Source organism: Spiroplasma citri, assembly GCF_001886855.1.
GTDB classification, from domain to species: domain Bacteria; phylum Bacillota_I; class Bacilli_A; order Mycoplasmatales; family Mycoplasmataceae; genus Spiroplasma; species Spiroplasma citri.
Genome location: NZ_CP013197.1, coordinates 226,992 through 249,606 on the forward strand (window position 1 = coordinate 226,992; position 22,615 = coordinate 249,606).

The following is a 22,615-nucleotide window of genomic DNA, read 5'->3' on the forward strand; positions in this document are numbered from 1 at the left end:
GGGGATTAAAATGAAGCAAAAAGTTAGATTACGTTATGCGCCAAGTCCAACGGGATTTTTACATATTGGTAATACAAGAACGGCATTATTTAATTATTTATTTGCAAAACATTATGATGGTGTTTTTGTTCTACGAATTGAAGATACAGATATTGAACGAAATGTGGAAGGAGCAATTGCATCACAATTAGATAATTTACGTTGATTAGGGATTGAACCAGATGAAACAATTGATCGCCCAGGAGCTTATGGGCCATATCGACAATTAGAACGATTAGAGCTTTATCAGAAATATGCACAAAAATTATTAACAACAAAAAAAGCATATTATTGTTTTTGTACTGCAGCTGAACTTGACAAAGATCGTGAAGCACAATTGGTAAAAGGATATTCTTCACCACGTTATAATCGCAAGTGTTGACAATTAACTTCCGAACAAATTGCTGAAAAATTAGCGAAACAAATTCCGTATAATTTACGTTTTTTTGTTCCAGATGAAGCAAGTTATGATTTTAATGATTTAGTCCGCGGATCTGTTCATTTTGAAGGAAAAGATCTTGGTGATTGAGTCATTTTAAAATCAAATGGGATTCCAACTTATAACTTTGCGGTAGTCATTGATGATATGTTAATGGAAATTAGTCATGTTGTGCGGGGAGAAGAACATATTTCGAATACGCCAAAACAATTAATGATTTACGAAGCATTTAATGCGACCCCCCCCGTTTTTGCTCATTTAACCTTAATTGTTAATGAACAACATAAAAAGTTGTCAAAACGAGATAGTCATTTAATGCAATTTATTAGTCAATATCGAACATTAGGATATTTACCAACAGCATTTTTTAATTTTATTAGTTTATTAGGATGATCCCCCCCGGGTACTGTTGAAATTTTTAGTCATGATGAGTTAATTAAAATTTTTGATGAAACACGATTTAGTAAATCACCAAGTATGTTTGATGTTAAAAAATTAACTTGAATGAATAATTATTATCTTAAACAAATGTGTGATGAGGATTATCTAACTTTTGTCCGACCTTTTTTAGCAGCGGGCTATGATTTAACAAAAAAAACAACCGAATGAGTAAATATGTTATTATTAATTTATAAAAAAGAACTCCAATATGGGGCAGAAATTGTAGCATTAACAAAACCATTTTTTGAACCAACAACAAAATTATCAGCAACAACGCAAGCAGTGCTAACAGAATTAAGTGGTTATGAAGAAATGATAACATCTTTTAAAACAGCGTTAAGTCAATTGCCAGTTTGAGATGAACCAAATATTAAGCAATTAATTAGTAAAATGGGGGAACAATATCTTATGAAAGGAAAGAATTTATTTATGCCAATTCGAATTTTCACTTCTCATCAGGAACATGGACCAGAACTAGCAAAGGTTATTTATTTATTAGGGAAAGAACAAGTAATTAGTAATATTACTAAATTGCAATAACGAAAAAATGAAATTACCACTAACAATCCGAGATAGTGTTCATGGCGATATTGAAATTAATGAAGAAATTACTGTAAAATTAATTAACACTCCAGAATTCCAACGCTTGGATCGCATTAGCCAATTAGCAGGGGGGCAATTTGTTTTTCCAAGTGCTTCTCATACGCGTTTTTCACATTGTATTGGTGTTTATTATTTAGTTAGTAAAATGTTAGAAACAACAAGTTTTCAAGAAATGTATAGTAAGCATGAACAATTATTGGTTAAATTAGCAGGATTACTGCATGATGTTGGACATGGACCATTTTCCCATACATTTGAAATTACTAATCAAGTAACAAAACAAAATATTAGTCATGAAAATTATTCGTCTTTATTAATTAAAGATCCAACAACAAATATTAATAAAATTTTAGCGGCCGAATTTAGTACAGACGAAATTAATGAATTATGTATGATGATTGAAGGCAAACATCCTGATGGAGTTTTATCATCGTTAGTTTCATCTCAATTAGATGCTGACCGAATGGATTATTTATTACGTGATGGGCAAACGAGTGGCGTAGGATATAGCCATGTTGATACACAGTGAATTATTCGGCATTTGTTTATTAAAGATAAAAAGATTGTTTTTCCGTTAAAAGTACAATATGCAATTGAATCATTTTTAATTGGTCGTTATCATATGTATAAGCAGGTTTATTTACATTCATTAAGCATTGGATTTGACTTAACTTTCCAAATGATGTTTAAACGATTGTATGATTTATATCACAACAAGTATCAGTTTAAAAATAAAGCAATTATTATTTTATTAACCCCGGTGTTGGAAGGAAAAATGATGAGTCCGAACCAGTATTGTACGTTAGATGATTATACATTATTTACCTATTTAAAAATGTTAGAAAGTGAAAATGATGAGATTTTAGTTACATTAATTAAAATGTTAACGATGCGGAATTTTCTTCAAAAAATAAACCCAGAAAAAAAAAATTTCGAAGAAATTAAAAATAATTTGATAAAAAAATATAAAAACCATTATAATTATTTTATGGTTGAATACAACCTAAAACCAGTTAAATTATATGATAGTGATACTAAACCAATTTATATTGATACACCAAAAGGAATTAAATGTATTATGGAAGTTTCAGAAGTCTTAGCGTTTAAAAATAATAGTAAAAAAACAGCAACAACAATTTGGTTTTCAATTGGGGAAAAATATGAGAATGATTGATAAGAAAGGTTTAAATTAATGAACGATAATGTAGAATTGTTAGAATTAGTGTATTCATATTTAAAAAAGAAAAAAAATAGTGATACTTTTGAAAATATTTGAAATGATATTGCATCAAAAAGTGATGTGACAGTTCACGGAGCCAGCAAAGAAGATGTTATTGCGGAATTATATACTGATTTGGTGTTAGATAACCGTTTTGTTTTGACAAGTGAAGGTATGTGAGGATTACGTGAATTCTTAAAATATGATGAAATTAAAAAACAATATGATTATACTGATCAGTTTGAAACAACAGAAGAATTTGAAGATATTGATTTAGATGATGAAGACGAAGATGAAAATGAAGAAGAAGCATTAATTGGTACTCTTGATTTTGATGATACATTAGATGATGATGATAACGAGGAAGATGATTTTGTTGAAATAGGAGCTGATGACGATTTAATTGAAAATGATTATTCTATTGATGATGACGACGAAACAGTAGCAGCTAAATTGGGTATTACAGAAGAAATTGACTGAAAAGCTCTTGAAAAAGAAATGGAAGAAAATAATTAATACCAAGATTAAAGAGTTTTAGAAGTGACAACCCTGTTAATTTCTAAGCTCTTTTTAATTTGAGGATGAAAGGATGATAAAACAATGGCAAAATATATTTTTGTAACTGGTGGAGTTGTTAGTGGTTTAGGGAAAGGGATTACAGCTTCTTCAATTGGTGTTTTATTAAAAGCAAGTGGGTTAAATGTTTTTATGCAAAAATTTGATCCATATTTAAATGTTGATCCTGGAACAATGAGCCCTTATCAACATGGTGAAGTTTTTGTAACAACAGATGGTGCAGAAACAGATTTAGATTTAGGACATTATGAACGTTTTATTGATGAAAATTTAACTAAAGAATCAAATATTACTTCAGGACGAATATATAAAAATGTAATTGAAAAAGAACGTCGTGGCGAATATGATGGTGGAACAGTTCAAGTTGTTCCACATGTTACAAATGAAATTAAAAAGAAAGTTTATCATGCTGCATCAACTTCAAAAGCAGATATTATTATTACTGAAATTGGGGGGACAGTTGGAGATATTGAATCGTTACCTTTTATTGAAGCAATTCGTCAAGTTCGAATGGAACAAGGACGAGAAAATGTTATTTATATGCATGTTTCCTTAGTTCCATATATTGCAGCATCAAAAGAATCAAAGACAAAGCCAACCCAACATTCAGTCCGAGAACTATTATCACTGGGGATTCAACCAGATATTGTTGTTGCCCGCACTGAACAAGCTCTAGATGATAACGTCCTTGAAAAAATTGCTCTATTTTGTAATATCGAAAAAAGTAATGTTTTAGTAGCTACTGATGTTGCTAGTATTTATGAAGTACCATTAAAAATGTATGAACAAAATGCTCAAATAGTAATTAGTAAGTTATTAAATTTAAAAATCACTAAAACTGATATGTCAGAATGAAAACGGTTTGTTGAAAAAATTAATCAGTCTCAACAAGTAATTGAAATTAAATTAGTTGGAAAATATATTGAACTTCCAGATGCTTATTTATCAGTTAGTGAATCGTTGCGAATTGCTGGATATGAAAATAAGGTTAAAATTAAAATTGATTGAATTAAAGCAGAAGATGTTAATAAAAAAAATTATCAACAATTATTAAAAAATGCCAAAGGCATTTTAGTTCCTGGTGGCTTTGATGAACGTGGTTTTGAAGGGAAAATTTTAGCATGCCAATTTGCTCGTGAAAATAACATTCCGTTTTTTGGAATTTGTTTTGGAATGCAAGCAGCTGTAATTGAATTTGCCCGTAATGTTTGTCATATTCAAGATGCTAATTCTTCAGAATTAACAGAAACAAAAAATGCAATTATTGACATTATTCGTGGAAAAGATAAAACTGATGCTTTAGGAGGAACATTACGCTTAGGTAATTATAAAACAACTTTTGTTCCAAACACATTAGCCCATAAATTATATGGCAAAAATGAGGCTTTAGAACGTCATCGTCATCGCTATGAAGTTAATAATGATTATCGTGAACAATTAGCGCAAGCAGGGCTAGTATTTAGTGGCCTTTATGTTGAGAAAAACTTAGTAGAAGTCATTGAAATCCCCAAATACCCTTTTTACCTTGCTGCTCAATATCATCCCGAATTTACTTCTCGCCCAAATAAACCGAATCCATTATTTAATGGTTTTGTGCAAGCAGTAATTAAAAATAAATAAAATGAAAAATTTAAAAAAATAGGCAGATTTATATTAAGATTAAACCGTAGAAAGGTTGGGAATAAGTTATGAGTGGTACAAATTATCGAACATTAGCAATTGTTGGGAGCCAGTGAGGTGATGAAGGAAAGGGCAAAATTACCGATTATTTTGCTCAACAAGCAGATCTTATTGTTCGTTGAGCTGGTGGTGATAATGCTGGACATACAATTGTCATTAAAGGAACAAAATATAAGTTAAGTATTGTTCCTTCTGGTGTTTTTAATAAAAAATCAATGAATGTAATTGGGAATGGTTGCGTTGTTAATTTACGTAAATTAGTTAGTGAAATTAGTTATTTACAAGAACATGGTTTTGATTGTAAAAATTTACGAATTAGTGATCGTGTCCATTTAATTTTTCCATATCATATGAAAATTGATGAGTTGCAAGAAGAGTATCGTCAAAAAGACTCAATTGGAACAACAAAAAAAGGAATTGGCCCTTGTTATCAAGATAAAGCCGAACGAATTGGCATTAGACTAGGTGATTTGTTTGATGAAAAAGGATTTTTACAAAAATTAGAAAATAATTTAAAATTTAAAAATGAAGTTTTAACAAAAGTTTTTAATAGTAAAGGATTTGACCCAAAATTAATTTGAAAAGAATATTTGGCATTATTTCAACAAATTAAATCTTTAGTAACTGATACTTCAATTTTAGTTGATAATGCAATTCATAATCATCAAAAGGTTTTATTTGAAGGAGCACAAGGTGTAATGTTAGACTTAGATCACGGTACTTATCCTTTTGTTACTTCATCAAATCCAACAGCATCTTCAATTCCTGTTGGTGTTGGGATTGCACCTCGTTATATTAACAATGTTTTAGGAATCGTTAAAGCATATAATACCCGTGTTGGGACAGGACCATTTCCATCCGAAATTTTTGGGGAAGTTGAAACGTATATTCGTGAAGCAGGACATGAATATGGAACTGTATCTGGGCGAGCACGACGAATTGGGTGATTTGATGGTATTTTAATGAAACATTCACTGCGAATTAGTGGTTATACTAGTATGGCAATTATGTTATTAGATGTTTTAACTACTATTAAGGAATTAAAAATTTGTGTTGGATATGAATATCAGGGGCAACAAATTGATTATGTTCCAAGTACAATTAAAGAATATGAGATGTGTAAACCAATTTTAATAACAATGCCGGGATGAGATGAAGACATTAGTAATGTTACAACATTTGAAGGTTTACCACATAATGCCCAACAATATTTAATGAAATTAGAAGAAATTGTTGGTGTTCCAATTAGTTTATTTTCTGTTGGTCCTGATCGTGAACAAACTATTTTAATGAATAAGGAGATTTTTTAATGATTGAACGCTATTTTGTTACAGAAATTGGAAAAATTTGAAGTGATGAAAATAAATATAATACTTGAGCAAAAGTAGAATTATTAGTTTGTGAAGGATGAGCACAAATAGGATTAATTCCTCCAACAGATATTGAAAAAATAAAAACTAATTTAACAGTAAATTTACCACGAATGTTAGAATTAGAAGCCGAAACGAAGCATGATGTTGTTGCTTTTACCCGCATGTTATCGGAAACACTAGGGCCAGAAAAAAAATGAATTCATTATGGTTTAACATCAACTGATATTGTTGATACTAGTCAAAATTATTTGATGAAAGAATCAAATCATATTGTTGCAAAATATTTATTTGAATTAAAAACTGCGTTAAAAGAAAAGGCTCTTGCATATAAAAATCAATTAATTATGGGACGTACCCATGGAATGTTCGCAGAACCAACCTCATTAGGATTGAAATTTTTACTTTGGTATGCTGAATTAGAACGCAATATGATGCAATTTGAAGCCGCAGGCTCAGCAATTGCTGTTGCAAAAATATCGGGTTCAGTTGGTAATTATGCGCATGTTGAAGTTCAGGTTGAAGAATATGTGGCAAAACAATTAGGGTTAAACCTTGATCCAATTACAACACAAGTAACATCACGCGATTATCATATTGCACTATTTACAAGTTTTAGTAAAATTGCTAGTTTATTAGAAAAAATGGCGCTTGAATTTCGTCATTTACAACGTTCAGAAGTGGGGGAAATTGCCGAAGGATTTAGTAAAAGTCAAAAAGGGTCATCATCGATGCCACATAAAAAAAATCCAATTAGTGCGGAAAATATTGCTGGTCTAGCTCGTTTGATTCGTAGTAATATGAATGTTACATTTGAAAATAACTTATTATGACATGAACGTGATATTTCACATAGTAGCAATGAGCGAATTATTATCCCCGATACATATCATTTAGTAGTTTATTTATTAAAGCGAATGATAGGTGTTATTAATAATTTGGTTGTTAGTCCGGATAAAATTATTGAACATTTACAACAAACTAATCAAATTTATTTTAGCCAAGTTGTTTTAACAAATATTTTGAAAGAAACTAACTATTCGCGAGAAGAAATTTATGATTTTATTCAAAAATGTACTTTAATAGCACAACAACAGCAACTTGATTTTAAAAATGTTTTAATTGATAATAATGTGGCAAAATATTTGTCCTTACCAAAATTAGAACAATTATTTGATAACAATTATTTTTTACGAAATATTGAACAAATTTATCACCGAGTGCTAAAGTAAAAAAAGGAGCGAAATAATGAAGTTAATTGTGGGTTTGGGGAATCCAGGCAATGAATATACTTATACAAGACATAATATTGGTTTTTTAGCAATTGCTAAGTTGGTAGATAAATTTGATTTAGCAAAGCCAAAAAATGCTTTTAATGCTTTAATATGAGAAACAACAATTAACAACGAGAAAGTTCTTTTTTGCCAACCACAGACATTTATGAATTTAAGTGGCACTGCCGTTTATCAAATTAAACAATTTTATAAATTAATATGAGAAGATATTATTGTTATTTATGATGATAAAGATATTCCTTTTAATGTTATTAAGTTAAAAAAGAATGGTTCAAGTGCTGGCCATAATGGGATTAAAGATTTAATTCAAAAATTAGGTAGTGAAAATTTTTTAAGGATTCGTATAGGAATTGGCAAAGATTTCCAGATTCCAACCCGAAACTGAGTACTAGGAAATTTTTCTCCTGCTCAGTTAGAAATTATTAATAATGATTTATTAGAAAGAGTTTATCAAATTATGGTGCAATATTTAGTAAAAGCAACTAGTTTTGATAAATTAATGAGTCTTTATAATGGCAAATAAAATTAAACAATATAGTTTTAAAAGCAATAATCCCAAAATTTACTTAATTGCAACTCCAATTGGTAATTTGCAAGAAATGACACCGCGAGCAATTGAAGTTATTAAAAATAATGTTCAAAAAATTTATTGTGAAGATACCCGTAACACGATTAAACTATTAAATTATTTTAATTGTAAAAAACAGTTAATTTCTTTAAACAAAGAAAATGAAATGCATCGTTTAACAGAAATGTTAAATGATTTAGCACAAAACTTATCAATTGCAATTATTAGTGATGCTGGTTATCCACTTATTAGTGATCCGGGTTATTATGCCGTTAATCATATTTTGGAACATTATCCTTATGATGTAATACCGATTAGTGGCGCTAATGCTGCTTTAAACGCTATTGTTAGTTCGGGTCTTAATCCGCACCATTTTTTATTTTTTGGGTTTTTAAATAAAGCAAAAACAAAAAAGATTAATGAATTAGAAAAGTTGTTATCATTACCATACCCCATTATTTTTTATGAAGCACCCCATCGAATCTTAGAAACATTAAAAATAATTAAAACAGTTTTTGGTGACCGTAAAATTGCCGTTGGTAAGGAAATTACAAAAATTCATGAGCAATGATATCGTGGTCATTTAAGCAAAGTGCTTTTATTTTTACAGCAAGAAGAAAATGTTTCTGTTGGTGAATATGTGCTTGTTGTTGATGGTGTGGGGAATGTTACTGACCCTGTTATTGCAGATGAAATTTTGGTTGCTGAAATTGACCAGTTAATCATAAAACAAAATTATCGAGTTAAACAAGCAATTGATTTTGTTGCAAATAAATATAAAATTAGTAAAAATGTTTTATATAATAAATATCATCAGCAAAAGGAACAAGATGAAACAAACAGAACGAATTAAACACTTAGTTTTTTGTAGCATTCTCTTTAGTTTAGAAATTATTATTTTACTTTTAACTTATTTTTATAGTTTATTTTATTATCAATTGAATTGATTAAGTTATTTATGATATTTTGTTAGTTGATGAATTGTGCAAACTGATTGTTTAATTTTATTATTTGCCTTAGGAGGATTAATTTATTTTACAAAATGTATAATGTACGATGAAGCGGCAAAAAAGCAACTCTTGTTAAAGGGTTGTTTTTTTATTTGAAATAAAACAACTCCTAAAAGGAGGTAATGATAATTAAACAACAAAAAATATGTGATGTTAATGATTGTTATAAATTATCATCATTTATCAACGAAGAATTTGTATCAAATAAAGTTTTATGAACTTGTGAAAAACATAGAAATTTATTGAATAAAGTAAAAGATAAAACACAAAAGCAATTTTATCAAAAACTAGAAAATTCAAAAATTATCTTTGATTATGAAACTGGTTCTTTAAAACTTTGATTTTATAAAACAACTTAATGCAGTGTGGGACGGTTATTTTAAATAACTAAGTGCTTCCATAAGAACATGAGTTTATGCTCATTCCCACAGCCGTCCGAGGCAAGTACTGAAATAGTGTATGAGAAAAGAGGTAAATCGGCGTTGGTTATTATTTTTAATAACTTGCGATAGTGGTGATGTGTCCAAGGCTAACATCGAACCACAATAAAAATAGAGATGGTGACACAAACAATTAAATTTGCGATTAGCATTCGGTCCTTCATATGGGTGCAAGTAAATTTAATTTCAAAAACTGAGCGTTGCCTCCTTGAAAAAGGAACGGAAGAAGGAAGACATATATGTCTGGCGTCTTAACTATACAAACAACTACAAATTGTAGAACATTGTAGTTAATATACCAACAATTACCAAAATTAATAATAAGGAGGTAAAGATGAAAAAGAATAGTTGTCTTAAAAAAAGATATTGAGGTTATTGCTTTAAATGTGATAAACAAAATAAATATATCCCTACACACAATGAAATTACTGATGAACATTGAGCATTATGTTAATTGACAAATATATACACAACAAAATAAAGGCGGCGGTGATGTTAAATTAAGAGCAAGTAGAATTAATAAAAACTTATTAGAATTAAATAAAGAAATAAATCGTTATAGTACTAATTTTTATAATACAAAAGATGCTAAGTTAAATAAAAACAATCAATTTATTGATAATAAAAATTGATTAATTCAACAACGAGAATATGCTACTAATTTAAAATTAGGTTATCAAAAATTACATTGCATCCTGTAATCGAAGTGCAACAAATCAATTCTGAAAGGAGTTGATTTTTTATTGAAAAGAAACATTATTTTATTTTGCGGTCCTTAGTAATTAAGTATGGAAAAGATATTGTTATTAATACTGTAAATAAGATAGTAATTAATAATGTAAAAGAAAATGAATAAATTATCCGCGTAATTTATTAGCGGTAATTTATTCAATATAGTTTATTTTGAGCGTAGCGAACACGCGGAGCGTGACGCGATATTTAAAAATTTTGAAAGGAGATATATTATGCCAACTTGATTAACGACAATATTTAGTGTTGTTATTGTATTAGCAATTTTTCTTTATTTTGGTTTATTAATTTACCAAAAAATTCGTCAAATTCGAGGAAAGAAAAAAGATAAAAAAGAAATTGAAAGAAAGGAGAGTAATAAATAATGTTAGGTATGTATTTAACAACAGCGTTTAATTTTTTAACAGCATCTACACCTAAAACTATGTCTGAGGGTATGACTGGTATTTGAACTGGTTTATCTAGTGCATTATGAAAAGTTAAAGAAGGTATAACAAATATTTTACCTGAGATAATGGTTTTCTTAGGTGAAGCGTGAATTATATTAATTCCATTTGCTATATTTTGTATTATTAAAATCTTAAACTTTTTCCGTGTTATGGTTAAAGGATTTTAATATTTATTATAATCGATCATATATCTTAGTTAAGGCACACTAGCTTTTATGTGAATTAAATAAATAATTTTATTGTTTATTTTTACACTATATACTGTTTACAAATTTATTTTTTAATAAACTTTATTACTATCGTTAATATTGGGATAATAAAAATCTCTATTATACATATAAATTTAACTATAAATTTAACTATATTTTCTATAGTTGATAAATCTATATTGTTTATTATTCATAATATTGAGTCTGTTATGAAAAATATTTTTTTAGTAGGATTTAATAAAAATAAGAATATTTCTATTAAGGGTCATACTAGTAATAGATTTGGGAAATAAATTTTTATAATATTTTTTATAAATATACCTACTTTTTTTTAAAATTTGTGAACAGTGTATAGTGTAAAAATATCAATTTAATTATATTTAAGGTATTATTATGGTTTTCTCTCTGTATAAAAATATTTATAAATTTGTTAATTTATTAAAAATTTGAATAATAAATTTAAAAGTTATTATTAAAATTATTATTAGTGAAATAATTGTTTTAATTGGTAATACCATTCATGATAATCAAAAAATAGATGGTATTACATTTGTAAAAAATGAATTTATTATTTCTTCGATATTTTATTTCTTCTTTTTATTTAAAATAATTTATACAGAGAGAAAACCATAATAATATCAACTTAATTATAAACTTATTATTTTATATTTTAATAACTATTGTTAAAAATTAAATAGTATTTTTCAGTGTGCCAATTTTTATTATTTTTATATTTAATAATGTTTATTAACATTGTTTATTAACATTGTTTATTAAACATTAAATAAACAATATATTAGCATTATATATAACATTGTTAATAATCAGTGTTTATTACAATTAAAAAACATTATATAAACATTATTTATAACATTGTTTATTAAACAAATATTTATATTATTAAATATTTAGTTAGGAGATTATATATTATGGATATGAAATTTTGAACAACTAAGGAATATAAAAAAATAAAGAGAGATTTTATTATTAGGAATTTTGCTTTTGGTTTTTGTTATTTTTTATTTTTAATTTCTTTTATTATGTGTATTGTTTGTTTTATTATTTCCATAAATTTTGAAGTAGAAATAATTTTGGTTATTTTATTTCCTTTTTTACTTTTAATTTTATCAGTTTGGAATTTATTTGATTTAATTATGGAGCATATATCAGAAATTAAGCGATTTAAAGTTACAGTATTAAAGAAACAAATAGAAGAGTTAGAAGGTAAAATGCTAAGAGGATTAAGAGTAGGAGTTGATAAAATTGAGTAATTTTGTTAAGAAAAATCATAATGTAGAAAATTATTTTATTAGTAAGGAATTTATCCCTTTTACAACAGAAAAAGCAAGTTTTATTAATTTACCTAATCATAATCGTCATATTGGTTTTTGATTGAGTAATAAGTTTATTTATCCGAGTGAAAAACATTTGGAACAAGTAGCAATCGGTTTGATTTATGATAATTATTATTCTATTGTAAAATATGATGAAAATTTAAAGCGTAATATTTGAAAATATTTAACTGGAACAGAATTAATCAATTTATATAATCAATATAAACAAAATTATTTTACTAAAATGAAAAAAGCGTTATTTTCAAGTGAACCTAAAAAAGTAAAAGCAAATAATAACAATAATAATTTAACAAATTGAAGTGTTGAAAAAGAACAAGAATTAATTAATGATTTGAAAGACTTAAATTAAATGAGTTTATATGATTATTGAGTTCAATTTGTTAGTTATATTATTGGTGCAAATGCCCCTGAGTTTTTATATGTTATATCGTTTGTGTTATTTATTGTTTTGTTTTTTGGAATGTTTTTTAAACTTATTCAAAAAATATGGAGTTTTTAAAAATGCAAAATGATTGAATTAAATTAAAAGAGTTTTTTATTCATATATTTTTGTTTATCGATAAAACGAATGTTGAAAGTATTACAATGTGGAATTTAACGCAAAATGAATATTTAACCTTGATGGTTGGTGTTTGAGTTGTGATTTTGTTTTTAACTTGGTTTTTCTTGTGAATGGTTTTTAAGATAGTTGGGTATTTTAAATAATGAAAAAATTTATATTTTTCTTTAAAAACTATTGTTATATTAGTGGTTCAATGCTTTTGTTTAGTTTAATTGATTTATTACTTTGGTTAATTTCTTTGTATTGTGTTGGTTTAGTATTTTGAATATTATTTGCTTTGCAATGTGTATATTTTGTGTGATGATTGTGAAAAAATATTTTTTATCAGTTAAATTCTTTTGGGTTAGTAAATTTTGTTTGAGATAATCCGTTATCGGTAATTATTGGTAAGTTAGGAACTGGTAAAACATTACTTTTAACTTATTTATCGCAAACTATGAAATTATTGACAGATGAAATTTATAGTAATTATCCCTTAGAAGATGATAAAGTTAAAGTTTTAACATTTAAAAATTTAGATTTTACTGATAGAACAAAACCCGTTCCCCTAGATGATAGTGTTATTTTATTTGATGAAAGTTATTTATATATTGACGGAACTAGTCCTCACGATGAAAAAAAAGTTCATAGTGGTAAAATACCGTGAATTGTTTTAGCGAGACATTTTGGACATCGTGCGTTGTTTACTGCTCAGCGTGAGGGTATGATTTGAAATAATATTCGCCAGTTAGCAAGTGGAATTATTATTCCAATTTCATTGAAAAAACCAGTTATTAAGAAAGGGTTTAATTTTTTTAATCGTTTCTTTATTATGCGAATTGGTATTTTTCAAGATATAACGGATTATGAAATTTGAAAAACAAAATCAGTAGAACGAACAGCAGAAGGTAAAAGAGTAAAACATAAGTCGGATGTTGGGTTAGGAATTCGGTTTTTTAAAATAATTATTCCCCTTGAATTCGCTAATAAGTATGATAGTCAATGGTTAAAGTTTGTGCGTGATTTAAAGAATGATGAAATTGTTAATAAAAAAGAATATTATTGGTCGGAAATCACAAAATTAAGTGTTAAAGAACGATTGGAGTTATTTGATATTGATATTTTGAAAAAGAATTTAAAACCTAAAAAAGAGAAAGGAAATGGTAAAGATGATTAATTTATTAGTTGAAAATAATAATAGTAATTGAGACAAGATTTTTAGTTTTGTTTTTGATATATTTTTGTTTATTTTTGATGTAATTTGAAATACAAAATTACCGATGACAAATACGTCAATTGCTTATTTTTTAATCTTTTTTATGGTTATTAAGTTATCGATTTATGCAATTCACGGGACATCAACACAATATAATAATTTAGGTTCAACAGTTAATAATGGTGTTTCACAAGTATATTCTTCAACAGTTCGCGGTGTTTCTGATACTAAACAAGGTATGCAAAAACATATTAAAGAGCGTAAACAATTTAAAATTAATCGTAATAAAAAACAATTATCAAGTTTAGCAAAACAAGCAAAAACAAGAGAACAAGGATATAGGAGAGTGCATAAGTAATGATTAAATTAGTTTTATTGGTGGCGGCGATTGCGATATTTGGAACTGGTTTTATTACTGTTATTATTAATCAATTTACATCAGCAAAAAATATTATTATGGATTTATATAATTCTGATACTTGGTTGATTTGATTATTTGGTAGAATGGCAGTTTTGTTTAGTCATCCGTTAATGTTAACAATATCGAGTTTATATATTGTTGGGTTTATTGTTTCAAAAACATTGTATAGTTAGGAGTTGAGTTTATGAAAAAATCGTTATCTTTATTTGCCATATTTATTTTAACTTTTTTGGGTTTGGTTATTCCATTTATTACTTTAACGGCGTTTAGACCCTTAAATGAGGAGCAATATACGCTTAAACAAGAAAGTAGTACTGGTAAAGGTATTAATGAAACTGATTTTATTAATACAATGTTTTTACGCAGTAGTTTTTTTGAAAATTGGTCGGAAACAAATTATTTTATTAATCCAACTTTAAAAACATCAAAAAATTTATTGTTTAATGATAAATGGTATTTAGATTTTTTACAAGATAGTTATTCAACCGGAGTTGTTTATGATAAACCTGGTGAAATATTTTTGAATTATTATCGACAATGACATAGTTTAAAAAATAAGTATATGGTTGAAAAATTTTATGATGTTAAAAAAGAGAATTTTTTGAATGATTTAACTGATTTTATTTATGCTTTTGCTGTAAAATATAAGATGTTTGATGTATCGAAAGAAATTGTGGAAAATGTTGACCGTTATAAAGAAAATCATTATCCAAGAGTTAAGTTAAACCAAGATAATTGAAAATTAATTGATAAAAATAATTTTGATAATGAATTTAGTACAAAAAATAATAAATCATATTTATTTCTTAATTTATTTGATGTAGGTAGATATGGTATATATTTAGCAAAAAATAATGGTAATATATCACAAAAAAGAAATAATATTTGATATTTAGAAACATATAATCCAAAAGATTTCGTAATGTTTAACACTGCAAATATAAAATCACTTTATCGTTGAGATGGGGATAGTGAACCACAATTACCAACTATCGACAAAAACACCGGTGAAATTACTGACTGAAATAGTTATCAACAAACTCGCGTAAAAGAATTTATTGGTTTGTCTTTATATTCTGTTTTGCAAGAAAATATTAGGGTTCAGCAAGGCGGAAGTGCTGATTATGAAAATCCGAATAAGGTTGGTACAAAGCGGATAATTTTTGATTTTGAGACGGTTGATGAGTTGGATGTTAAAAATATTAAAAAAGCAATTTATCGGATGATTTTGACTGTTGATGAAGCAAATTTAATTATTTCTGGTAGTTTAGAGTTAAATAATATTAATAATGATGATTTAAGTTTTAATTTTAGTTTTATGCGAACGGGAATGGGTGAGGTTTTTAATTTTAATGGTTCAATTTATTCATCATTAAATAGTAAAGATTTAAAGTATTATCAACAGTTTAGCGGTCAGTTTGATTTATCTAAGTTTTTACAGTCGTTTTTTGCAAGTGCATTGGTGCCAGTGTTTCAAAATCGTAGTTCTTTTATTGAAAATGGATATATTGATAATTTACAATATGATACTGTTTTAGTTAACTTTTTTGCGTTGAAATTACAAAATTTTAATAATATTTTGTTGAGTGAAAATATTAACGATAAATTACAATTTGATAAATTATTAAATAGTATGTTTAAGATTTCACAGAAATTTTATACTAATTATTTACGTACGATTTTTGATTTAGAAAATAATACTTATGTTCAAGGTTATAATAAAAAATATGGTTTGTTAGTAAATAATGGTTTTAAAATTTACCCACGATATTTTTATTTTTCTGATAAATATAAGCAATTAGATATTAAATTATATTCAGCATTTAAAAATCGGTTTTATACCATTAATAATTATGGTAGTGTTTTTAATTATGATTTTTCGGTTGCTAATAATTATAATATTAAGTTAAATTCCGGTTATGTTTTTGGAGGTAATTTACAAAATAAATATGGTTTGCAATATAAAAAAATTGAAGAACAAAAAATCGGTTATAATGTTTTTGAATTACAAGCACAAAAAGAAAATGATATGTACCGATATTATGATTTTAATTTTGGGATTTATAATTGACAAGAAATTAATAATGGTGGGTTGTTCCCCGATAAGCAATGATTTCAAGTGCAATATATAACTCCTAAAGGTTGATGAGATTTAGAAACTCATATTAAAAATGCGGTGATTTGAATTGTTAATACTATTCCGGGAGTTAAACAAGTTAACGAATTAGCGAGTGGTGTTGGTAAGGTTTTTGAAGCAGTATATATTTTTTTTAGTCAAATATTTGAGGTATGAAAATTTAATCCAGCATTGTATAGTACAATAACAAATATCTTTTTATTAATTATTTTTATGAAATTTGTGCGATTAATATAAAAAAGGAACTGTTATTCAGTTCCTTTTTGTTCTTTTCAGTCAGTAATTTCACCGGTGTTTTTGTCGATAGTTGGTAATTGTGGTTCACTATCCCCATCTCAACGATAAAGTGATTTTATATTTGCAGTGTTAAACATTACGAAATCTTTTGGATTATATGTTTCTAAATATCAAATATTATTTCTTTTTTGTGATATATTACCATTATTTTTTGCTAAATATATACCATATTTACCTACATCAAATAAATTAAGAAATAAATATGATTTATTATTTTTTGTACTAAATTCATTATCAAAATTATTTTTATCAATTAATTTTCAATTACTATCTTTTTGTGCTTGTTGTGGATTATATTGTGGTTCTGGTGTCGGTTTATTTTCTTCATTATTATTTGGTTTTTTAGATTTTTCACAACTGATTAGTGTTGTTGTGCTTGTTGCGGTTAATCCGATTGTTCCTATTATGCTAAGTCATTTTTTCATATATATTGCTCCTTTTTATTGTTTTATATATAATTGTTTTTATCACATATCAATTATATATCAATTATTCGTATTAAATATTAATTTTATAAGTTAATGAAAGGTATATAAATGTTATGTATAGTCATTTAAGTTTTATGGATAAAGTTAAATTAGAACAATTATTATTATCAAAAATGTTTTTAAAAAATAATGGTGAACAGAATATTTCTGCAATCGCTAAATGTTTGAATAGACATCGTAGTACTATTTTACGAGAAATTAAGCGTTTTAAAACTACTGATGAATATAGTGCTTATAAGTCAGATAAAATGTATTATAAGAAAAGAAAAAAGAATAATAAAAGATGTAAATTTACGGAAGAACAGATTAATTTTATTCAAATTAGATTTAATAAATATCACGATTCACCGTCAGAACTTATTTATCGTTATTTTTTAAAATTTGGTGTTAAATTTCCGGTTTGTGTTAAAACATTGTATAAATGAATTCGTTTAGGTTTTTATGGTTTTTTAAAACAGAATTTGCGACATCGTGGAAAAAAATATAAAACAAAAGGAAAATCTGATAATCGTGGTAAATTAACTGATTTTAAGTCAATTTGAGATATTGAAAATAAAGTTTCTAATGTTGGATGATTTGAAATGGATACTGTTGTTGGAAAAGAACATTTATCTAGTTGTTTAGTTTTAGTAGAACAATCAAGTAGAAAATATTTTGCAATAAAATTTGAAAATCATACTGCTATGGAAGTTCTAGTAAAATTTAAAGAGATGGTTATAAATAATAATTTAATGGGTAAAATGAAAGGAATAATAACAGATAGAGGTAAAGAATTTAGTAAATGACGAGAAATGGAAATATTTGCTGAAACACAAGTTTATTTTTGTGATGCTGGTAAACCTCGTCAAAAACCTTTAATTGAAAAAATAAATGGTGAATTAAGACATTGATTTCCTCCTGGAACTGATTTTAATAAGGTTAGTCAGAAACGATTAGATTGAGTAGTTAATGATGTAATAAATGAAAAATTAAGGCCTGTTCTGAATTGAAGAACAGCAAAAGATGTATTTATAGATAATTTTAGATAAGTTTATTATATTTTAATTAATTAATAATATGTAAATTAATTCATAAAATATGTCAAAAATGTATATTAAATTATAAAATATGTCATTAAAATAACAAAATATGTCATTAAAATAATAAAATATGTATTTATTAATTAAAATTTAATAAATTCTTTTTTAGTGTGTTTAAATGTGAATAAATTAAAAGAAAAATTAAAATTATTTTTATTTTTTTTAATTTATGGTTGATTTTTTTAATTTTTATTATATTATTTAATTAATAAAGATTTGTTGCACTTCATTTTACACGTTTCACATACTAGAATAATATCAAAACCAAAAACCATCAATATTTATAATGAAATTAAAAAAGGATTTAATATAATTAAAAACCCAATAAATACAACAAAAAATAAAATAAAAAGGAAATAAATCCTTTTTATTTTTTAGTAGCAGCAGGAACAGTTAAATTAGCACCTACTGTTTCTTCAGTTAATCAATTTGTACCAATTAAACTGTATAAAATATCTACATCTTTACTAAAATCACCTTCATCACGGTCATTAAAGATTTCTTGTTCATAATCTAAAATATTAACAGTATAATCTGATGTTCTTAAACCAGCATTAAGTTTTTGAATTGCTGTTAAAATACCAGTATTCATTTCTGCAATTACATCTGCTTTTTTAGTTAAATTAGGAATATCACTATATCAAGTTTTTTTTAAAGGTCCAACTCAACTAAAACTAATTTTTTTAACACTCATTTTATTTACTTTTTGCACTTTATAAAACTGAACTTGGGAAACACCAGTTGCTTTATTTTTACCAGCAATATAAATATCAACTTGAATATCTGTTGTAGTAATATCATAAGTTGATGGTGAACCTTGATAATATAACGGTCATCAATCATAATCATCTGTTGTTAAACTTGCATCAACTGTTTTAACTGCTTTTAAAACTTTATCATTTAAAAGTGGTCTTAAATCTTCACTTGCTACTTTTTGAGGTACAATAATTCCTTTAATTATTTCATCATCTGTTAAACTATCAACATTTTTAATTTTATCATGGATATCTACGGCACTACTTACTTTGAATAAATTAAAGAAACTGTTCCACTATATTTTTCTGGATTTCCAGTTGCTAATGTGCCAGTAGATGTAATATTAGAGAATGTTGCATCTCCATTTTGATAATTAGTATTTTTTACTTTAATAGCAGTTTCTAATTCTGCTGTTGTTGGGGTATTACCCGCCATTGTAATTTGACCTAAATTAGGTACTGTAATAACTGTTGATAAAGCAGGTAGTGTTGGTGGTACTAAACTTATTCAAGGTGCTAACTCAAATGTATAACCTTTTTTATTTTGAGCATTAGTAATATCATTATTTGTTGGAGTTCCAGTTACAAATAATCAATGCATTTGTCGCATAAATGTTGGTAATGAATAAATTCCACGCCCCATATAACGAATATTACCTGTGTTTTGATTAATTACTTGTTGAATACTTTTTCAACCTTGTGGCATAGCACAATCTTCTTTATGTCCAATAAATCCTCATGCTCCAACTGTTTGTGAAAAGTTTAAATTAAAATCTAAGTCTTTATTAATTCCAGTTTCTTTACCTTTATTAAATTGGCGACCTAAATATCAACTTTCAAATACATCAACACCAACAATTATTTTTCTTCATAATTGACCAGTTGCTAATGTATCTGCTGCAATTTGGTCTAAAATCTTAGTATATGCTTTTGTAAATTGAGCAAATGCTGGCATAGCAACATGTACCATTAAATCTTCTTTTTTAGTACCAAACATTAATGCATTTATTTTTTGTACTAAATTAATTGCAGTATCATTAATTTTATAAAATGTTTGTTGTGCAGAATCTGCATCTGTTGGAATTGGTAATATAATATATTGACCAGTTGCAATACAACTATCTATAACACCTTGTAAATAAATTGCATTCATATTTGAATATCAATTACGAGTAATAGTACGCATTCATTCTCCGATTGTATTAGTTCTTACTTCAACAGGAGATTCCATAAAACGAACAGTATCAAATGAAGGAACATCATACTTAAAAGTTAGCATTTGATCCATCATAACTGTTGCTCTTCGTACTCCTACTGATTGTTGTTCAGCACCAGCAGATGAATCATAATCATTTCCTCAAACCATTCTTTCAGGAAAGACATATTGCCCTTGTTCAAAACCATCTTCCATTGAAATTTGTTTAGCAGACATCATCATCATTTCTGTTGCATCAATATATTGACTATCTGCTTCTAAAATTTTTTTAATTTGTAAAACTGCAACATCACCAATTGCTTTTTCTGTTGGACTATTTCCACCAATTTCAAAAAGAGTAGGTAATGCAATACTTGATTTTCCACCTATTTTTGCCATAGGTTAATCCTCCTTATTGTCATTGTAAATTTTTAGCAATTTCAATAATATCTTCATCAGTTTTAGCACCATTTTTCTTAATTTCTTCTAAACGATTAGATTTAATTTCTTCTTGTCTTTTTAACATTTGGTCAATTACAGAACCACCGTCAACAGTACCATCAACTTGATTTAGATTATATTCTTCTGCTATTTTATTTATTCTTTCTTGTTTAGATAAATCATTATATTTTTCATTATCAATTAATGAACTAATAATTTTTTTATCTTTATCTGTAAAATTTTGTAAATATAATTCATTTTCTAATAAATTACTTTTATTTTTTTAATTCTTGTAATTGAGCATTAACAGTTTCTCAATCTGTTTTTTCAACTACATCTTCACGATTTTTAATTGATTCACGAATTTGTTTTGCTTGAGCATCTAATAATTCATTAACTGCTTGTGCTTTTTCATCATCAATATTTAAAATCTCTTTAATTTTTTCTACATTTGCCATTATTTTGCACTCCTTATTTAAGTGTTGGATTAACACTTTTAACAAATTATAGTTAAGACTCTTTTTATGGAAAAAGATTAAACCATTAACTTTATTTTACACTATTATTTTACCAATACAATACTTTTTATATACAAATACTAAACAAATAACATAAAAGTGTTATAATAAAGTTGAAAAGAGGTAATAAAATGACATTTTTAGATTTTATAATTCTCCAATAAATATAATTATAATAAACTTAATATATTTCATTGCTAATATACCCCTTAAAACAAGTAATAAAGGTATTTACACAATATAAAAAAGAGATTATTAAATCTCTTTTTTTAATTCTTTTTAACAATCATAGTATCAAGCATATTTTTATATTCTTTATCTTGATTTGCCATATATATCATTGTTTCTTTAAGTTTTATTTGAAATTCTTTAAAATGATTAATGCACAACTGCACAGGTCAATCACCTTGCATTTGTCTTACTAAATCACCATTTTCATCTTTTTTAAATTTTGCTAATACCTTATCTTTACAATCAGGCATCTCACAATCTAACGATTTTTTAATAACTGCCATCTTATTCACCCTTAACTTTTACATTACCATCAGTATCAATAACTAAATTGGGCTCTGCTGTATCTAAATTTCAACGATAAACTGATTTAAAATAATTACTATTTATTTCTCATCATTTACTAGCCTCATAAGTAAAATCATATCTATTTATTGCTAAACCTTTTGGGCAAACCAATAAATCATGTTCTATATAATGATCCAGTTTTCTTTTTAATGAAATAGAATTTAAATCTATATCGTTATTAAACTTACTTAAATATCATTCTTTATTTTCATTACCACGTCATACTACATAATATCATTTATTATCAACTTTATTAAATGGTTTTTCTTGTGGTGCTATTCATTCTAAATTGTCTTTAATGTTTTGATCTTTTGTATTTATTTGGTTTTCTTGTTTTAGTTTTTTTAATTCATCTTCGCTATATTGTGTGTTACAAGCAACTAAACTTGTTGTGCTTGTACCAATTAGAGTGATTGCTCCTAAAAGACTTAATATCTTTTTCATTATAATAATAATCCCTTTCGTTAAATCTTTTTACAATCACAATTATATATATAATCAAGTA

The 22,615-nt window shown here is 26.4% G+C and carries 29 protein-coding genes; 23 read left to right on the forward strand and 6 right to left on the reverse strand.

What is annotated here, in order from left to right; translation table 4 throughout:
• Positions 1 to 10 precede the first annotated feature (10 nt).
• From gltX to SCITRI_RS01350, 22 genes are all read left to right on the forward strand, one after another.
• Positions 11 to 1,459, forward strand: coding sequence for a glutamate--tRNA ligase (gene gltX / locus SCITRI_RS01250; protein ID WP_071891980.1), 1,449 nt, complete (start codon positions 11 to 13; stop codon positions 1,457 to 1,459).
• A 7-nt stretch (positions 1,460 to 1,466) separates the two neighbouring features.
• Entirely contained in the window at positions 1,467 to 2,699 is a 1,233-nt protein-coding gene (locus tag SCITRI_RS01255) for an HD domain-containing protein (protein ID WP_071891983.1), read from the forward strand.
• A 15-nt stretch (positions 2,700 to 2,714) separates the two neighbouring features.
• Positions 2,715 to 3,257: a DNA-directed RNA polymerase subunit delta gene (gene rpoE, locus SCITRI_RS01260; protein ID WP_071891987.1), complete on the forward strand. Its 543-nt coding sequence runs from the start codon at positions 2,715 to 2,717 to the stop codon at positions 3,255 to 3,257.
• Positions 3,258 to 3,341: 84 nt separating this feature from the next.
• Positions 3,342 to 4,937 carry a CTP synthase gene (locus SCITRI_RS01265; protein WP_071891990.1) on the forward strand — a complete coding sequence of 532 codons (1,596 nt, stop codon included), beginning with the start codon at positions 3,342 to 3,344 and terminating at the stop codon, positions 4,935 to 4,937.
• A 68-nt stretch (positions 4,938 to 5,005) separates the two neighbouring features.
• Positions 5,006 to 6,307, forward strand: coding sequence for an adenylosuccinate synthase (locus tag SCITRI_RS01270; protein ID WP_071891994.1), 1,302 nt, complete (start codon positions 5,006 to 5,008; stop codon positions 6,305 to 6,307).
• The gene (gene purB, locus SCITRI_RS01275; RefSeq protein WP_071891998.1) at positions 6,307 to 7,599 is read left to right on the forward strand and encodes an adenylosuccinate lyase; all 1,293 of its coding nucleotides are present in this window, start codon (positions 6,307 to 6,309) and stop codon (positions 7,597 to 7,599) included. Before SCITRI_RS01270 ends, purB begins: the two co-directional genes overlap by 1 nt.
• 16 nt (positions 7,600 to 7,615) lie before the next feature.
• Positions 7,616 to 8,185 carry an aminoacyl-tRNA hydrolase gene (gene pth, locus SCITRI_RS01280; protein ID WP_071892002.1) on the forward strand — a complete coding sequence of 190 codons (570 nt, stop codon included), beginning with the start codon at positions 7,616 to 7,618 and terminating at the stop codon, positions 8,183 to 8,185.
• On the forward strand, positions 8,175 to 9,083 hold the full coding sequence (gene rsmI / locus SCITRI_RS01285) for a 16S rRNA (cytidine(1402)-2'-O)-methyltransferase (RefSeq protein ID WP_071892007.1): 909 nt from the start codon (positions 8,175 to 8,177) through the stop codon (positions 9,081 to 9,083). The genes pth and rsmI overlap by 11 nt, the downstream gene beginning before the upstream one ends.
• Entirely contained in the window at positions 9,061 to 9,363 is a 303-nt protein-coding gene (locus SCITRI_RS01290; protein WP_071892010.1) for a hypothetical protein, read from the forward strand. The genes rsmI and SCITRI_RS01290 overlap by 23 nt, the downstream gene beginning before the upstream one ends.
• Complete coding sequence (locus SCITRI_RS01295) at positions 9,363 to 9,599, forward strand: hypothetical protein (RefSeq protein WP_071892014.1); 237 nt, start codon at positions 9,363 to 9,365, stop codon at positions 9,597 to 9,599. Before SCITRI_RS01290 ends, SCITRI_RS01295 begins: the two co-directional genes overlap by 1 nt.
• 512 nt (positions 9,600 to 10,111) lie before the next feature.
• Positions 10,112 to 10,381 carry a hypothetical protein gene (locus SCITRI_RS01300; RefSeq protein WP_071892018.1) on the forward strand — a complete coding sequence of 90 codons (270 nt, stop codon included), beginning with the start codon at positions 10,112 to 10,114 and terminating at the stop codon, positions 10,379 to 10,381.
• Positions 10,382 to 10,386: 5 nt separating this feature from the next.
• Complete coding sequence (locus SCITRI_RS09790) at positions 10,387 to 10,536, forward strand: hypothetical protein (protein ID WP_155522075.1); 150 nt, start codon at positions 10,387 to 10,389, stop codon at positions 10,534 to 10,536.
• A 109-nt stretch (positions 10,537 to 10,645) separates the two neighbouring features.
• On the forward strand, positions 10,646 to 10,795 hold the full coding sequence (locus SCITRI_RS01305; protein WP_015979229.1) for a hypothetical protein: 150 nt from the start codon (positions 10,646 to 10,648) through the stop codon (positions 10,793 to 10,795).
• Positions 10,795 to 11,046 (forward strand): hypothetical protein, encoded by a 252-nt coding sequence (locus tag SCITRI_RS01310; protein ID WP_015979230.1) that lies wholly within the window; start codon positions 10,795 to 10,797, stop codon positions 11,044 to 11,046. The genes SCITRI_RS01305 and SCITRI_RS01310 overlap by 1 nt, the downstream gene beginning before the upstream one ends.
• Before the next feature lie 435 nt (positions 11,047 to 11,481).
• Positions 11,482 to 11,721, forward strand: a complete 240-nt coding sequence (locus SCITRI_RS01315) for a hypothetical protein (RefSeq protein ID WP_015979231.1) — start codon at positions 11,482 to 11,484, stop codon at positions 11,719 to 11,721.
• A gap of 296 nt (positions 11,722 to 12,017) precedes the next feature.
• Positions 12,018 to 12,359 carry a hypothetical protein gene (locus tag SCITRI_RS01320; RefSeq protein WP_015979232.1) on the forward strand — a complete coding sequence of 114 codons (342 nt, stop codon included), beginning with the start codon at positions 12,018 to 12,020 and terminating at the stop codon, positions 12,357 to 12,359.
• Positions 12,352 to 12,792 carry a DUF3627 domain-containing protein gene (locus SCITRI_RS01325; protein ID WP_084566904.1) on the forward strand — a complete coding sequence of 147 codons (441 nt, stop codon included), beginning with the start codon at positions 12,352 to 12,354 and terminating at the stop codon, positions 12,790 to 12,792. Before SCITRI_RS01320 ends, SCITRI_RS01325 begins: the two co-directional genes overlap by 8 nt.
• 152 nt (positions 12,793 to 12,944) lie before the next feature.
• Positions 12,945 to 13,148, forward strand: a complete 204-nt coding sequence (locus SCITRI_RS01330) for a DUF2649 domain-containing protein (protein ID WP_071890543.1) — start codon at positions 12,945 to 12,947, stop codon at positions 13,146 to 13,148.
• Entirely contained in the window at positions 13,148 to 14,161 is a 1,014-nt protein-coding gene (locus tag SCITRI_RS01335; protein ID WP_071890544.1) for a hypothetical protein, read from the forward strand. The genes SCITRI_RS01330 and SCITRI_RS01335 overlap by 1 nt, the downstream gene beginning before the upstream one ends.
• Complete coding sequence (locus SCITRI_RS01340) at positions 14,154 to 14,558, forward strand: hypothetical protein (RefSeq protein WP_015979226.1); 405 nt, start codon at positions 14,154 to 14,156, stop codon at positions 14,556 to 14,558. The genes SCITRI_RS01335 and SCITRI_RS01340 overlap by 8 nt, the downstream gene beginning before the upstream one ends.
• Positions 14,558 to 14,794, forward strand: coding sequence for a hypothetical protein (locus SCITRI_RS01345; RefSeq protein ID WP_015967964.1), 237 nt, complete (start codon positions 14,558 to 14,560; stop codon positions 14,792 to 14,794). The genes SCITRI_RS01340 and SCITRI_RS01345 overlap by 1 nt, the downstream gene beginning before the upstream one ends.
• Positions 14,795 to 14,805: 11 nt before the next feature.
• On the forward strand, positions 14,806 to 16,995 hold the full coding sequence (locus SCITRI_RS01350; protein ID WP_071892025.1) for a spiroplasma phage ORF1-like family protein: 2,190 nt from the start codon (positions 14,806 to 14,808) through the stop codon (positions 16,993 to 16,995).
• Positions 16,996 to 17,006: 11 nt separating this feature from the next.
• Here the strand turns inward: SCITRI_RS01350 and SCITRI_RS10680 are convergent, their stop codons facing one another.
• Positions 17,007 to 17,480 (reverse strand): lipoprotein, encoded by a 474-nt coding sequence (locus SCITRI_RS10680; RefSeq protein WP_071936911.1) that lies wholly within the window; start codon positions 17,478 to 17,480, stop codon positions 17,007 to 17,009.
• Positions 17,481 to 17,596: 116 nt separating this feature from the next.
• On the opposite strand from SCITRI_RS10680, the gene SCITRI_RS01360 reads away from it, so the two are divergent.
• Positions 17,597 to 18,571 carry an IS30 family transposase gene (locus SCITRI_RS01360; RefSeq protein WP_071936912.1) on the forward strand — a complete coding sequence of 325 codons (975 nt, stop codon included), beginning with the start codon at positions 17,597 to 17,599 and terminating at the stop codon, positions 18,569 to 18,571.
• 418 nt (positions 18,572 to 18,989) lie between these two features.
• Here the strand turns inward: SCITRI_RS01360 and SCITRI_RS01365 are convergent, their stop codons facing one another.
• From SCITRI_RS01365 to SCITRI_RS01385, 5 genes are all read right to left on the reverse strand, one after another.
• Entirely contained in the window at positions 18,990 to 19,316 is a 327-nt protein-coding gene (locus tag SCITRI_RS01365; RefSeq protein ID WP_071936913.1) for a hypothetical protein, read from the reverse strand.
• Positions 19,317 to 19,642: 326 nt separating this feature from the next.
• The gene (locus SCITRI_RS01370) at positions 19,643 to 20,971 is read right to left on the reverse strand and encodes a hypothetical protein (protein WP_071936914.1); all 1,329 of its coding nucleotides are present in this window, start codon (positions 20,969 to 20,971) and stop codon (positions 19,643 to 19,645) included.
• Positions 20,972 to 21,288: 317 nt separating this feature from the next.
• Entirely contained in the window at positions 21,289 to 21,471 is a 183-nt protein-coding gene (locus SCITRI_RS01375; protein WP_071936915.1) for a hypothetical protein, read from the reverse strand.
• Between the two features lie 329 nt (positions 21,472 to 21,800).
• Positions 21,801 to 22,046 carry a hypothetical protein gene (locus tag SCITRI_RS01380; RefSeq protein ID WP_071936916.1) on the reverse strand — a complete coding sequence of 82 codons (246 nt, stop codon included), beginning with the start codon at positions 22,044 to 22,046 and terminating at the stop codon, positions 21,801 to 21,803.
• Between the two features lies 1 nt (position 22,047).
• The gene (locus SCITRI_RS01385) at positions 22,048 to 22,554 is read right to left on the reverse strand and encodes a lipoprotein (RefSeq protein ID WP_071936917.1); all 507 of its coding nucleotides are present in this window, start codon (positions 22,552 to 22,554) and stop codon (positions 22,048 to 22,050) included.
• Between the last annotated feature and the right edge of the window lie 61 nt (positions 22,555 to 22,615).